General features: G+C 45.5%; 12 protein-coding genes. 4 read left to right on the top strand and 8 right to left on the bottom strand.

Going from position 1 to position 13,859, the window contains the following annotated elements:
- Positions 1-100: 100 nt before the first annotated feature.
- The 3 genes from yidD to rpmH form a co-directional block, all read right to left on the bottom strand.
- Positions 101-430, bottom strand: a complete 330-nt coding sequence (yidD, locus tag DX073_RS07045; protein ID WP_115006942.1) for a membrane protein insertion efficiency factor YidD — start codon at positions 428-430, stop codon at positions 101-103.
- An 8-nt stretch (positions 431-438) separates the two neighbouring features.
- The gene (rnpA, locus tag DX073_RS07040; protein WP_115006940.1) at positions 439-828 is read right to left on the bottom strand and encodes a ribonuclease P protein component; all 390 of its coding nucleotides are present in this window, start codon (positions 826-828) and stop codon (positions 439-441) included.
- A gap of 159 nt (positions 829-987) precedes the next feature.
- Complete coding sequence (gene rpmH / locus DX073_RS07035) at positions 988-1,122, bottom strand: 50S ribosomal protein L34 (protein ID WP_029103370.1); 135 nt, start codon at positions 1,120-1,122, stop codon at positions 988-990.
- A gap of 780 nt (positions 1,123-1,902) precedes the next feature.
- On the opposite strand from rpmH, the gene dnaA reads away from it, so the two are divergent.
- The 3 genes from dnaA to recF all read left to right on the top strand — a co-directional run bounded on the left by dnaA (position 1,903) and on the right by recF (position 6,104).
- Positions 1,903-3,462 carry a chromosomal replication initiator protein DnaA gene (gene dnaA / locus DX073_RS07030; RefSeq protein ID WP_258556898.1) on the top strand — a complete coding sequence of 520 codons (1,560 nt, stop codon included), beginning with the start codon at positions 1,903-1,905 and terminating at the stop codon, positions 3,460-3,462.
- Positions 3,463-3,805: 343 nt separating this feature from the next.
- On the top strand, positions 3,806-4,948 hold the full coding sequence (gene dnaN / locus DX073_RS07025) for a DNA polymerase III subunit beta (protein WP_115006938.1): 1,143 nt from the start codon (positions 3,806-3,808) through the stop codon (positions 4,946-4,948).
- Positions 4,949-4,958: 10 nt separating this feature from the next.
- On the top strand, positions 4,959-6,104 hold the full coding sequence (recF, locus tag DX073_RS07020) for a DNA replication/repair protein RecF (protein ID WP_115006936.1): 1,146 nt from the start codon (positions 4,959-4,961) through the stop codon (positions 6,102-6,104).
- Between the two features lie 76 nt (positions 6,105-6,180).
- Here the strand turns inward: recF and DX073_RS07015 are convergent, their stop codons facing one another.
- Positions 6,181-8,109, bottom strand: coding sequence for an NAD(P)-binding protein (locus tag DX073_RS07015; RefSeq protein ID WP_115006934.1), 1,929 nt, complete (start codon positions 8,107-8,109; stop codon positions 6,181-6,183).
- A 479-nt stretch (positions 8,110-8,588) separates the two neighbouring features.
- On the opposite strand from DX073_RS07015, the gene DX073_RS07010 reads away from it, so the two are divergent.
- Positions 8,589-10,949 (top strand): helix-hairpin-helix domain-containing protein, encoded by a 2,361-nt coding sequence (locus DX073_RS07010; RefSeq protein ID WP_115006932.1) that lies wholly within the window; start codon positions 8,589-8,591, stop codon positions 10,947-10,949.
- Positions 10,950-11,231: 282 nt separating this feature from the next.
- On the opposite strand, the gene DX073_RS07005 is transcribed toward DX073_RS07010, so the two are convergent.
- The 4 genes from DX073_RS07005 to DX073_RS06995 all read right to left on the bottom strand — a co-directional run bounded on the left by DX073_RS07005 (position 11,232) and on the right by DX073_RS06995 (position 13,780).
- Positions 11,232-11,726, bottom strand: a complete 495-nt coding sequence (locus DX073_RS07005) for an Rrf2 family transcriptional regulator (protein WP_115006930.1) — start codon at positions 11,724-11,726, stop codon at positions 11,232-11,234.
- A 132-nt stretch (positions 11,727-11,858) separates the two neighbouring features.
- Positions 11,859-12,263, bottom strand: coding sequence for a hypothetical protein (locus DX073_RS07000; RefSeq protein ID WP_115006928.1), 405 nt, complete (start codon positions 12,261-12,263; stop codon positions 11,859-11,861).
- 152 nt (positions 12,264-12,415) lie between these two features.
- On the bottom strand, positions 12,416-12,568 hold the full coding sequence (locus DX073_RS14295) for a hypothetical protein (RefSeq protein ID WP_181814410.1): 153 nt from the start codon (positions 12,566-12,568) through the stop codon (positions 12,416-12,418).
- A 78-nt stretch (positions 12,569-12,646) separates the two neighbouring features.
- A complete protein-coding gene (locus tag DX073_RS06995; RefSeq protein ID WP_115006926.1) occupies positions 12,647-13,780 on the bottom strand; it encodes an NADH-dependent flavin oxidoreductase in 1,134 nt (377 codons plus the stop codon).
- Positions 13,781-13,859 lie beyond the last annotated feature (79 nt).

Below are 13,859 nucleotides of genomic sequence, written 5' to 3'. Positions count from 1 at the left end.
TTTGCCAAAAAACCTAGCATTTACTTATATTTACTTACAGGCTAACTTTTTATAAAATGATAAGTTGTTGATTTTTAAAAACTTTAATAAAGACAGCTCGCTACTTCATCATCTGATTTCTAACCGCTTGATAACTTGTGCGGTCTTTATAAACACCCCTATTGGCAAATCGGACAAGGGCAGTATCATCACAATGCACGTAACGATAACAAGCCAAAGGTAACGGCACAAAATCCACCCCCGAACCACCCCACGGCTGACACCGAAAAATCCGCCTAATAACAAGCGGTATGCCACGCACGCCATGCCATTTTAGGGCGTGTATGCCATAAACTGAACAAGTTGGATAAAACCGACAGCGAGCAGGGACAAGCGGACTGATTGCTTTTTGATAAAATTTGATGATAAGCAGTAAAAATTTGACAAGCATGACCAAAATTACCGAGAATTATCCGCAGAAAACAGGGTAGATAATTTTTCAAAAATATGTGTCAGCTCGCCATTTAGGTCAATCTCTTTTGTGTAGTTTTTCTTAACAATCAGCACCACATCCACCGCCCCAAGCGTGGGGGCTGTATGGCGAAAGTGTTCACGAGTGAGCCGTTTTAGTCGATTACGCATGACCGCAAGCTTAACCTTCTTTTTGGTAATGGCAAGCCCCAAGCGGGCGTGGGTTTGCTCGGACGCACCTGCTTGGACAAATAGAAGCAAATGCTCTGAGTGGATTTTTTTGATAGGATTATCAAACACCCGTTTAAAGTCATTGGGGCTAAGCAGACGCTGAGCTTTGGTAAAGCAAAATGGCGGGGTAAGTTGCGGACTTGTCATGGCATAAACGTATTAAATCAAACTATCATACAAGGCTTAGTGCGTTTCGTCAATGGTTTATCCAACATATAAAATCCTAAAGTTACAAACTTTTAAGGCAAAATTTGGACAAACAAAAGCACCCAAAAAAGGGTGCTTAATCTGTGATAATCTATAAGATTATACGGTCAGACGATGACGACCTTTGGCACGACGACGTGCTAGGACTTGACGACCGTTTTTGGTAGCCATACGGGCACGAAAACCGTGAGTGCGTTTGCGTTTTAGAACGCTGGGTTGGAATGTACGTTTCATAATTCACCTTAAGGTTGTATCACAGGCTCTGCAGAAGCCGTTTTTTTGTGATGGGTTATGTTTAACCAAACAGTCAAGCCTCCAGACTAATTATCAATCAATGTGCTTATAAATTAATGTTTGGCGAAAAACCTATGGATTTTACTAAAAAGATGTGCCAAAGTCAAGTTAATTTTTAAAAGTTTGGTTTTTTTGATGGTTTGTATTATGACATGTGATTTGTTTTGACAGTCAAAATATAGTAACTTTTAAATTATCTTAAAAAGTTATCCACAGATTTGCTACTGACTTATTTTTTATTTTAATATAAAAATAATAATAATAAGGGTTGAATATTTCTGTGGATAAGTATTAAAATTTTATAAAAATCATATATTTATATTGTTGATAAACCTGTATATAACTTGTGGATAAAATGTGAATAAGTTCTTTTTTTACTTATCCACAAACTTATCCACAAACTTATCCACAGAAAAATTATCGTTGAAAAATGTCAAATTTGTGGTATTATAGGCAAAAATTTAAGGGCGGGCAAGTTGGTATTTGATTAAAAATAATACAATTACCAAGAATTGCAGGATTTTTCGCCTAACTTGTATTTTAATTATTTTTTATCAAAAACTTATCGTTATGATTATTTTAAATCATAACTTTTGGTTTCTAATGATGTTTGGGTGAATGTAAATATGAAAAGTGGGCTGGCTGTGTTCTGGCTAATCACTTAAATTCGTTTTCAGTTAGATTTTGCTTACCCAAGTTTGTTATTTGAGTTAATTTATCATGCAAAACATATCGCTATTCGATGAAGTCATGCCAGAACATCTACCGTCTGATAAGGTGGGTGTTGGTATGGATGTGAGTGTTGGTCAGAAAAATGACGCCCCTGCTGTCGATGACAAAGGCGTGGCGGATAATGGGGTGGGTGATGACGACATGGTTGGCGATGTTCAAAAGCATGATGTCGATGCTGAGCTGTTTTGGCAGTCGTGCTTATCTGAGCTAAAACATGAGCTAAAAGAGAGTGAGCTTAATCAGTGGCTACGCTCCTTAAAGCCTGTATTTGCTGATGAGACGCTGGTATTGTTCGCCATTAATGATGTGTTTATCCGTCGCATTGAGACGCATTATTATGACAAAATCTGTGCGGTGGTGGCACGTCTGGCAGATGGTGGTGGTCAGGATGTGTCAGGTGTCGCCCTTCGGGTCATGCCCCTTGTGCCAAAAAGCGGTAAGGTAGATAAATCCCCTAAAAAACAAAAGCTCAAATCACCAAAAAAACCGACGAGCATTGAAGAGAGTCAGTCCTTAGAAGAGCGGTTTACCTTTGAAAATTTTGTCAAGGGTAAGTCTAATGCACTGGCATATAACGCCTGCCAAGAGCTAACCAAAAATCTGACCGATAAGGCTGTCAAGCACGACACGCATTTGTATTTTATCTATGGTTCATCAGGGCTGGGTAAGACTCATCTCATGCATGCGGTGGCTCATCGTTATGAGCGTGCCGGGCTTTTGGTGTGTTATTTTAGTAAAGATCAGTTTTTTAAGGTGACCATTAACGCCTTGCGTGGGGGTGAGGGTGGGGCGGATTCTTTGCTTCGGCGGATTTGTCAAGCAGATTTGCTCATCGTTGATGACGTGCACATGATTAACAACAAAAACGGCCCGAAAGTCTCGCAGTTTTTGATGATGCTATTTGGCGAATTCACCAAAGGTGATAAACGCTTGATTTTGGCGTCTGACAGACCGCCATCCCAAATGCAGGATTTTGACACGCGCTTTTTGTCACGCTTTGAGGGTGGGTTGTCGCTTGCCATTGAACCGCCTGACATTGAAATGCGTATGCAAATTTTGCAAAAAAAGGCGACTTTGCTTGGCATGGAGCTGCCCAAAGACTGTGCGATTTTTATGGCACAAAACATGCCCCCCGATGTCCGCCGATTAGAAGGGGCGTTAAACCAAGTGCGTGCCAATGCTCTATTGGTGGGCGGTGAGGTGACACTCTCGCTGGTGCGTCACGCCATCAAAGACCGCATTGAAGCACGAGCAAGGGCGGTCAATGCAGAGAACATCCGTGACTTGGTGGCGGAGTATTATGGCGTGTCGGTCAAAGATTTGATTGGTAAAAAACGGGCTCGCAACATTGCTCGCCCCCGTCAGATGGCGATGGCACTGGTGCGTGAGCTGACCCAAGACAGTTTTCCTGAGATAGGGCAGGTGTTTGGCGGACGAGACCATACCACGGTCATGCATGCTTGCGAGAAAATTAGCGAACTGCGAGCTGAGGAGTCATCGGTAGAAAAAGACTACCAGGCCTTACTTGCCACGCTTGAATTTGCTTGATGGTAACAGCCATCATGAAATGCGGTGTGAAGTTTGTTATAATAGACGTATTAGGGCGTGCTGAACATTGATAACATTATTTATAAAAACGATGAAAATTTAACGCTTTTGTCAATTTTTGCATGAAAAATGGCTATCCGACCACTTAATCATATAAATTTTTAAGATTTTAACTTAATTTTTAAAATTAAGTGGACCGATTGTGGCTCGAAGTCAAAATCCTTGTTGATATTGCAATATCAACTGCGGACTTTTCCTTGAAAAACGGGCGATTTCTCCTATTTTTCATTGTAAATACCAATATTCAACACGCCCTACATTTTTGTAAATATTAAGGATTTTTATGAAATTAGTCATTGATAAAACCCTGCTCATCAAAGCCATAACGCTCATCATTGAGGCGGTGGATAATCATCACCAAATGGCAATTTTAGGCAACCTAAAACTCGTGTTAGAACCACAAAGCCTGACGATGACCGCGTCCGATTTGGAGGTGGAGCTGACCAATGTCATCAGTCTGCCTGAGGGGGCGTGCGTGACGACAGGGGCGGTAACCATTCCTGCGGATAAGTTTTTTGGCATTTGTAAAGCTCTGCCTGATAATATGGTCAGCATTGAAGTGGCAGGCAGTCGCTGTCACATCACCAGTGGTAAGGGTAAATACATGCTCAGCACTCTACCTGCTCAGGATTATCCAAGTATTGGCGAGCCACGTTCAGAAAAGCTGGTCAAAATCGGACGCGATACCCTATTTAATCTTATCAAGCACACCCGCTTTGCCATGGCGACCCAAGATGTACGCCACTACTTGACAGGACTGCTCTTTGAGATTGAGGGCGATAAACTGACCGCGGTGGCAACCGATGGACATCGTTTGGCGGTGGCGTATCAAACTTTGGCGGACAGCCATGATGAAACCAAAGTCATCATCCCGGGTAAGGCGGTCAGTGGGTTAGAAAAGCTCTTGACCGACCTACTAAAAACCGCCGAAGAAAATGGCGACATGGTAACTTTGGGGTTAGATAACGACTTTTTGACCGTCAGTTTAAACTTTGGCGGGCAAATGATGATATCTTTGACCGCCCGTTTGATTGAGGGTAAATTCCCCGACTATCGCCGTGTCATGCCAACCAATAACGATAAAATCGCCATTTTTAATAAAGACAGCATGGTCGAGGTCTTGCGTCGGGTGGCGGTGGTAAACACCAAAGACTCCCCTGGCGTGCTACTGCACTTTACCAAAAGCGAGACGGTGGATGTCATCTCAACCAACCGTGAGCAAGACGAAGCCAGAGAAGAGGTGGCAGTCAATTACACAGGCGAGCCGATTGAGATTTCATTTAATGAGTCCTATTTGCGTGCTGTGCTAAATGTGTTAGAGGGCGACATCCGCCTAGAAATGGTACATCCGACCAGTCCGACACGCATTTATCAAGTGGGCGATGACCACAACTATCAATATGTCGTCATGCCCATGCGTGTGTGATGGGCAGGGCATGATCACACAGCTTCAAATCACCCATGTACGCAACCTAGCTCAGATAAGTCTGACACTCGCTGATTGTAATGTGTTCGTGGGGCGTAATGGCAGTGGCAAAACATCGCTTTTAGAGGCGGTGTTTTTGTTGTCTCGGGGTAAAACTTTTCGTCATCACGAACCCAAACGCTACATCAGTCATCATCAAAAATCCTGCACGGTGTGGGCGATGACAGGGTCTGACATGCTGGCGGTGCAAAAAAATCTGGATGAGCGACAGCTGGCAACGACAGTGTTAAAACTCAATGGGCAAACCGTAGCCACTCAAAGTCCACTGACTTATGCCTTGCCAGTGTTGCCCATTGACCCCGGTGGCATGGCGGTGTTAGAAGAGGGCAGTCATGCCAGACGGCAGATGTTGGACTGGCTGACGTTTCACGTGAAACAGGAGTTTTATGGAGAATGGCTTGCCTATCAGCGACTGCTTAAACAGCGAAATCTATTACTAAAATCGCCCCGTGTGCGTGAGCGAGGCGGTGAAGTGCGGGCATGGGACAGTCAGCTGGCGTATCATGCAGATAAACTACACCGATGTCGGCAGGCGGTCTTTGAGCGGTGGCAGGTGTGCTTTGATGAGATGATGGGGCGACTGCTACCACATTACCAAGGCGATATTTATCTGTCCTATCAAGCAGGTTTTGATGATAAGGCAGGACTGCTCTGTGTACTGGCGTCTCGTTTGGACTCTGACATGGAGCTGGGTTATACCCGCGTGGGGGCTCATCGTGCTGATGTGATGGTGATGTTAAAGCAGTCTGGCGATGGCGGACAAATCAAAAGTCAGGCGGTGGATGTGCTCTCTCGGGGCGAGAAAAAACTGCTCGTCATCGCTCTAAGACTCTCGCAACTACAAGTGATGTGTGCGTATCAGCAGATACAGCCTGTGGTGCTTGTTGATGACATTGATGCGGAGCTTGATGCGGAGGCGATGGATTTGCTACTTGATACGCTACTGTCACTGCCTTGTCAGCTCATGATAACCAGCTTACAAGATGAGACGGTAGAGATAATCGCCGAAAAAATATCAGCCCTGTATGAGCCAAAGAGCCTTAAAAAGTTTCACGTGAAACAGGGTAATATCACGCCAGATGAGTGTTCCACGTGAAACAAGAATGTGTAATAAATAAGCGATAAAAAGAGCTTGGTGTTCAAGCTCTTTTGTTTTATTAAGGCTTTTCCACTTATGCCTTAATCTCTTGGACGGCTCGCCACGCTTGGTCTATCGCTCCATCAGCATAAGGCATCCAGTCGGCATCAGAGTTTGCCATGTGGATATTGTCATGAGCTTGTTTGACGCTATCTAGTGTTTTGCCAGCAATATCATCTTTGTCAAATAAGACGTTGCGTTCATAGCTGTATCCATGCCCCCAGCGGTTGATGGTGATGGCAAGAATCTTGTCGTCAAGATTCTCTCCTACCACGTCGTACATCTCACGCAGTTGGTCAAGGGCTTGCTTTTCTAGGTCATGATAACTGGCTCGGTACAGCTCGGAGCGTCCGATTTTACAAGCTTCACGCACGTCTTTGCCTGTACCATAAGGTACAGCAATGCGTGCCATATGAACAACCATAGGCTCGCTCGGGTCTTTGGGGTAGTGATAATCGCCCATGCTTACAGGATAATCTATCATGATAAAGCAATAAGGGGCTTTGGGGGTGTAAAACTGCCATGCACCGAGCTTTTTAAAGGCTTGCCAATCCTTGACCAAGATTTTGGTATAAATCATGGGTATGCGGATGTTTTGTAAGTGGTCATCCTTTTGGGTTTGGGGTAGGTCGTTATCGATAAATGGTATCATGCCATGCTGACATGCTAAGATGCAGTGGCGAGCGTCCACACGGTGGAGTTTGCCGTCTTTTTTGTAGCCTATCATCACGCCCTTTTTGCCGTCGGTTTCGATGTTTTTGACTTGGACGGCGGTGGCATTTAGGCGGATATTGACAGGCTGCTCGGGCGTGTCAAGCTTGGTGTAGTCAAATTTGTCCAATACGATGGCTTCCATCTCGCTTTTGCCGTTGGCGTGGTCGGGGTTGGCGACAACTGCAGGTATCATCTTTTTAACCAGTAGGCGAGCGATGGAGGCATTGCCGTCAGGAAAGTGAAAAATATAAGGCTCGCTCTCGCCATCGTCATCGGCTTCTAACCCTGATAATTCAAGCCCTGCATAGCCTTCATAAAAGGCATCATAAGCTGACAGACCATCAATGTTAAATCCCCAGTATTCCAAACAAAGCTCTTCCATATACGCCATCGCTCCTTGGGGGAGTTTGACATGGTCTTTTAAAAATTTATCATAACTGATGGATTGTAGATAGTCTTCTCGCTCGCCCAGTGCCATGTCGCCCAAATAGTCTTTGGGAGTGGTGTATAGCTCTATCAAGGCGGTTTTGTCCGTATCTGATAAAGGAGCTTTGGCAAACAGCTCTGTGGCGTTGTCAGCATTGGGCTTATCGGACAGCACCACGCTTTGTCCAAAGGTGGCTTTATTAAAAAACACGCCCTGCTTGTTCATGCCTAGATTTTTAAAATAATCTTGGTCATAATAGGTGTAGAATTTTTGTACATCAATACCAAGCTCATTGAGTAGTCCCATGGCTTCTTTGCTGTATTCGCTTGGGGTGTCGATGGATTCACTACCGCCATAGCTGATGCGAAAGATGTCTTTACCATCAACACTCTCGCTAAACTCATTGCGTTTGGCATGACCGCCGAAGTCATCATGGTTATCCAATACCAAGATTTTGGCACTGGGAAATTTTTTTTGGTAAAAATAGGCACTGGCAAGACCGCTAATGCCTGCCCCGACCACAACCAAATCTACCGTCTCTGACACGCTCTCGCCTGAGACGTCAAACTGTACTTTTTTCCATGCCATCTCATGAGCGACATCATAACTGCCTGCATGATTGCCACGCAAGCCTGTCAGTTCGGGTGGATAGTTGGAGCTGGTTTTGGCGGTTGGCGGTGGGGTACTGCCACTGGTTTTGGGGGTGTCTGCCTGTGGTGTGGGAGTGTCATCACTGCAAGCGGTCAGTGTGCCTGTGGCAAGGGAGGTGATGAGTAGGGCTGAGCCGTTTAAAAAATCACGGCGAGTGATGCGTTTGTTCATTATTTAAGCAGGTGATAAAAAGATAGATTGTAACGCAAAATTTTAAAAAATCAATGAAAAAGTGATGGGTATAGATAGAAGTTTTTGAAAACGATAAAGCCCCAACTTGCGTTAGGGCTTACCGTATGGGTTTTGCAGTCCGTCCATCATCCGTGGTTCGTGTATCAGCGGTCATCCGTGGCGGCGTATCCATGTGCCGTCTTCCTTGCTGATGGGTGTATTATGCCAAAAGTTATCTTGTAAGAAAATACGCAAAAATCGCAAAGTTTTGTAAGTATATGCTCACAAACGCAAATCATGCCCCAAACCCCTTTATCAACGCTCGCACGCCAATATCAGCAAAATGACAAAGGTAATCATGGTGGCACCTTGTGTAAAATGGATGAAAATGGACAAATCGGGGCGTGGATTTGCGCCTATCAAACACCCCCAAAACTTGTTATAATAGCACATTTATCATTCTCATACAGTAGGATATTATGGATACCCAAGCCACAAGCCCTAATACCATCAACCACACCGCCATCTACCAAAAACTTGCCACAGACCATGGTGTGCGTGCCGAGCAGGTTCAAGCCTTTGCCGACTTATTAGACGAAGGGGCGAGCGTGCCATTCATCGCCCGTTATCGTAAGGACAAAACAGGCGGACTTGATGATGATATGCTTCGTACCCTAGAAAAAGCCCTAACGCACGAGCGGGATTTGGAGGTTCGCCGTAACAAAGTATTTGACCTTTTGACCGCCCAAAACGCCCTAACGGACGAACTTACCCTGCGTGTCAAAAACGCCATGAGTAAATTGGAACTTGAAGCGATTTATGAGCCCTACCGCCCAAAACGCCGTACCTTGTCGGCTAAGGCGACTTTGGCAGGACTTCGCCCGATTGCCGAGCGGATTTTGGCAGGGGAGAGTTTGGATACGGCACTATCTGATTACACCCCTGTTAGCACGGTAACGGACGAGCAGGGCGAGAGCTTTGATGTGGATTATAGTACTCGTGAGCTACAACTATCAGGCGTGCAAGCGATTATTCTTGATGAATGGGCGTTAAACTTAGATTTGTTTGACAAGGTGCGAACAGGCTTTAACGCCACGGCAAGCATTCACTCTAAGCTTGTGGGCGAAGAAAAACGAGAGGCAGGCGAGAAATTCAAAGACTATTTTGACCATACCGAAACCTTTGCCAAACTCTCCAATCATCGCCTACTTGCCATGCTTCGTGGCAGACAGGCAAACGTGCTTGTCTTATCCGTGCTTGGCGAAGATGAGCCGTTTATCGCCCAAATCAAAACCACTTTTGGGGCGAGCGATACGGACGAGCGTGGGCAGTTTTTGAGCGAGACGGCAGACAGATTATGGAATGCCAAATGGCGACCACAGATAGAGCATCGCCTATTGACCGAAAGACGACTGGACGCTGAGACGCACGCCATTGGCGTATTTGCCCAAAACCTAAAACACCTACTCATGACCGCCCCTGCTGGACGCAAAGTTATCCTAGGCGTGGACCCTGGTATCCGTCATGGCGTAAAAATGGCGGTGATTGACAGCACAGGCGATGTCGTGGCGACCGATACCGTGTATCCCTTTATCGACCCCACGACCGACAAGGCAAAGGCGGTGATTGCCAAACTCATTGCTGATTATGGCGTGGAGCTTGTCGCCATTGGCAACGGCACAGCAAGCCGTGAATCGGACGAGCTTGTGAGGTCGGTGATTAGCGAGAACAGCCTATCTGCCAAAGCGGTGGTGGTGAGTGAGGCGGGGGCGAGCGTGTATTCGGCAAGTGAGATTGCAAGTCACGAGCTACCCGAGCTTGATGTGTCGGTGCGTGGGGCGGTGTCTATCGCCAGACGATTGCAAGACCCTTTATCCGAGCTTGTCAAGGTTGAGCCAAAGGCAATCGGCGTGGGGCAATATCAGCACGATGTCAATCAAGCCGAGCTAGAATCTAGCCTTGACAAAGTAACCGAAGACTGTGTGAATGCGGTGGGCGTGGACGTGAACACGGCAAGCCCTGCCATTCTTGCCCATATCGCAGGGCTGAACAAAAATGTCGCCCAACAAATCGTGAACTATCGCCGTACCAATGGGGCATTTAAAAACCGTGAAGAGCTAAAAGCCGTACCACGCTTGGGTGTCAAGACTTTTGAGCAGTCGGCAGGATTTTTGCGTATCAAAGACGGCACCGAGCCACTGGACGCAACAGGCGTACACCCTGAGAGTTATGGGCTTGTTTATGAGATTTTGCGTAAGGCGGACAAATCGCTGTCGGACGTGCTGGGCAACGAGACCCTTGCCAAATCGCTAAATGACAGCACGGACAATTTTAGCCAGCTTGCCACGGTGCTTGCCGAGCTTGCCAAACCTGCCCATGACCCCCGTGGCGAATTTAAAACCGCCAAATTCCGTGATGACGTGAGCGAAATGGGGCACTTGCAAATCGGCATGGAGCTAGAAGGCGTGGTAACGAACGTAACTGCGTTTGGCTGTTTTGTGGATATTGGCGTACACCAAGACGGGCTTGTGCATATCTCTGAGTTGTCCGACAGTTTTGTCGCTGACCCTGCGGACATAGTCAAACCCCAAGACATCGTCAAAGTGCGTGTGCTATCGGTGGACGAGCCAAGAGGTCGCATTGGGCTTTCTATGAAATCGCCTGACAAAAAAGACGTCTCAAAGTCCGATAAAGCGGATAAAGAATTTAAAGACAAGTCAAATGCCAAACCAAACAACAAGCCCAACAATAAGCCAAAACGTGAATTTAACAAACCTAAAAACGAACCTGTCAAAGTGGGCAGTTTTGGGGCGTTATTACAGCAGGCGGGGCTTAAATAGTTTGGGTTAGTCGTTAAGAATAAAGGTGGGGTTGCTCACCTTTGTTTTGTCATGTATAAATCTAACAACAAAAACAAAGCCACAAATGGGGGTCATTTGTGGCTTTTGTTATGGGGTTTTGCTACCTGCGGTGTTCCATTGGGTTGTCCATAATATCAGCGTTCATCCATGTTGGCTTATCCATTTGCCATCTCCTTGCTGATGGGTGTATTATGCCAAAATGACGACCATAAGAAAATACGCAAAAATCGCAAAGTTTTGTCAGTATATGCTTACAAATACCTATCCCATATTTTTATCCAAAAGTGTCAATAACTCTTTGTCATTGACCAGCACGTCAGCAAGGGTGTAGCCATCTAGCACCGTCACAAAGGCAAGCATGGCTTTATAAAACACACCTTTTAAACGGCAGGCAGGCGAGATGATACAGCTGTTGGTATCATCGCCGATATTGACCAAGCTGATTTTGCCGTCTGTGTTTTTGGAGTTGTCATCTAAGCATTGTAATATACCAAAATCGCTCTCGGTATGGCGAATGAGTTGCCCGATGTTAATCTCGCTTGGGTCTTTGGCTAGGCGAATGCCCCCACCTTTGCCACGCACGCTCTCAATGTAGCCCAATTTACCCAGCTGATGAATGATTTTGGTGAGATGACTTTTTGAGATGTCATAGGCTTGGGCGATGTCGTCAATGTTGGCAAGCTCGCCATCTTTGGGCGTTACCGCCAGATAAATCAAAGAACGCAGAGCATAATCGCTATAATTGGTCAGTTTCATGTTGTTGTTCTTCAAGTTAAAAGAATATTATAACAAATTTATGGGGGTTTTACTGTTTTTTGCTTGTTGCTGTTTGTGTGGGTTATGACGGAAATAATCAATGAAAAATCAATCAAAAGTGACAATAGGCATTTATTTTAAGCGTTTGCCGTCTTTGTCAAATATTCCGTATTTTTTACGCTGTGCAATTCGGTGTTGTCTTTCACTTTTGGTTTCTTCCAAAAATTCTGGGCGAATGCCAAACGGAGCTGAGCTTTTGCGTTTTATTCTTAGTTTATTAGGTTTGTCTTGTTGGTTGTTTTTGGAGTTTTTAAGAACAGTATAAAGACAGATAAGGGAAATGATAAAAGCCCCAATGCCAAAGATGAGTGCCATGCCTTGCGTATCAAAAACTGTGGTATTTTGTTCCGAAGGTGTGAGTTGGTGTGGTTTGATTGTGTTAGTGGTGACTGTATTATCAGGCTGTTCTGATAAGATGCGTTGATTGCTAAGTTCTTGAAATTCTTGCCAGTTTTGATTATTGGTGTTGTCGCTCATGATTTACGTTATGATAATTGCCATAAGGTTAGTATAGCAAGGTTTTTATCATTTGGGTAGCGTATTTGGAAGTAATGATTGTTGATTTTAAAGTGATTTAATCAGCTCTTGCATTCCAAGACCTGATTAAATCGTCAAAAGATTTGGGTAATCTAAATCTTACACGCACCGCCTTCACAGCCGTCATCATTGTCGCCATCAAATCCGCCGACCACGCTCACGTCCGCCAAATCGCCAAGCATGGTGTTAAAATCCAGCTCATCAAGGTTTAAATCATCCAAATCAATCGCTTGTGAATTTGTCATGGGTATCTCCTAGTTAGGGTTTATAGAATTAAAAAATTAGATTGGGTGAATCATTTCGCCCTTTTTGAAATATGCTCATCACATATCCAAAGGTTGCCACTCTTTGCCCTTTAATGGCGGTAGATAGGCAAGCCCTTTTTGCTGATACGCCCAAAGCTGGCTTGGGATTTTGTAGATGTCGTTACGCTCGGGGTCGATGTGCGTGGCGATTTTGTCGGTGTCGCCTGCCTTTAATAGCGTGGCAAAATTGGGATTTATCATGACCGCCTTACCCACAGCGATAAATTCTACCCAGCCTGTATCATACGCACGCACCACGTCATCGGCAGAGAGCAGACAACCCACGCCAATGAGCGGTAACTTGCCACCAATGCGGGCATAGAGCTGTTCTATACGAGTCAAATTGGTGTCCGCCCCACGTCTCGCCTTTTTATAAAAATCCCACAACGAGACGTGCAAATATTGCAAAGGCTCATCCACCAAAGCATCAATCAAATCAAACGCATCCGCCATCGTCAAGCCATCATCGCCTGCTTCTTCTGGCGAAAAACGATAGCCCACGATAAATTCTGCCTTGTTGTGTTTGGCTTTTGTTTCATTGACCGTTTTGATAACGGCTTTGGGGAAACGCAAGCGATTCTCCAAGCTCCCACCCCACTCATCATCTCGCTTGTTGGCTTGGGGCGAGAAAAACTGCTGAATAAGATAATTATTCGCCCCATGAATCTCCACGCCATCAAATCCTGCGCGTATGGCAAGGTCGGTTGCCACGCCAAAGCCTGTGATGACTGTCTGTATCTCGTCCACGCTCATGGCTCGGGCGGACTGTTTGCCGTTGTCTATGTCAGACGGAGCGATAACCTCGCCAAACTGGGCAAGCGACTGATAACCGCCATGATGAATTTGCAAAATCGCCTTTGCACCGCCTTTTTTAATGATATTGGCGGTTTCGGTCAGGCTTGCCAAATGGCTCTCATCATAGGCGGACGGCTGACCGACAAAGGCTTTACCGCTTGGGTGCACCAAAGTCGCCGCCGTGATAAATAAGCCAAAATCGTCCGACCGTCCTGTCAAAAACGCCCGCTCTTCATCGGATAACGTGCCGTTAGGGTTGGACGCATAGTGGGTCATTGGGGCTACGACAAGGCGGTTTTTGATTTCTACGCCATTATTTAGGGTAAACGGGGTAAAAAGTGGGGTGGTGTCAGTCATAATTTTTCTCTTTAAAATAAAATGGTTAATTGATAAATTGGTGTTTTTAAATTGAACGGTGGGGGCGAATCACATTCGT

The sequence above is a fragment of the Moraxella lacunata genome (assembly GCF_900453205.1).
Classification (GTDB): Bacteria; Pseudomonadota; Gammaproteobacteria; order Pseudomonadales; family Moraxellaceae; genus Moraxella; species Moraxella lacunata_B.
The sequence above is the reverse complement of the archived record's forward strand: the minus strand, read 5'-3'. Positions and strand labels throughout refer to the sequence as shown.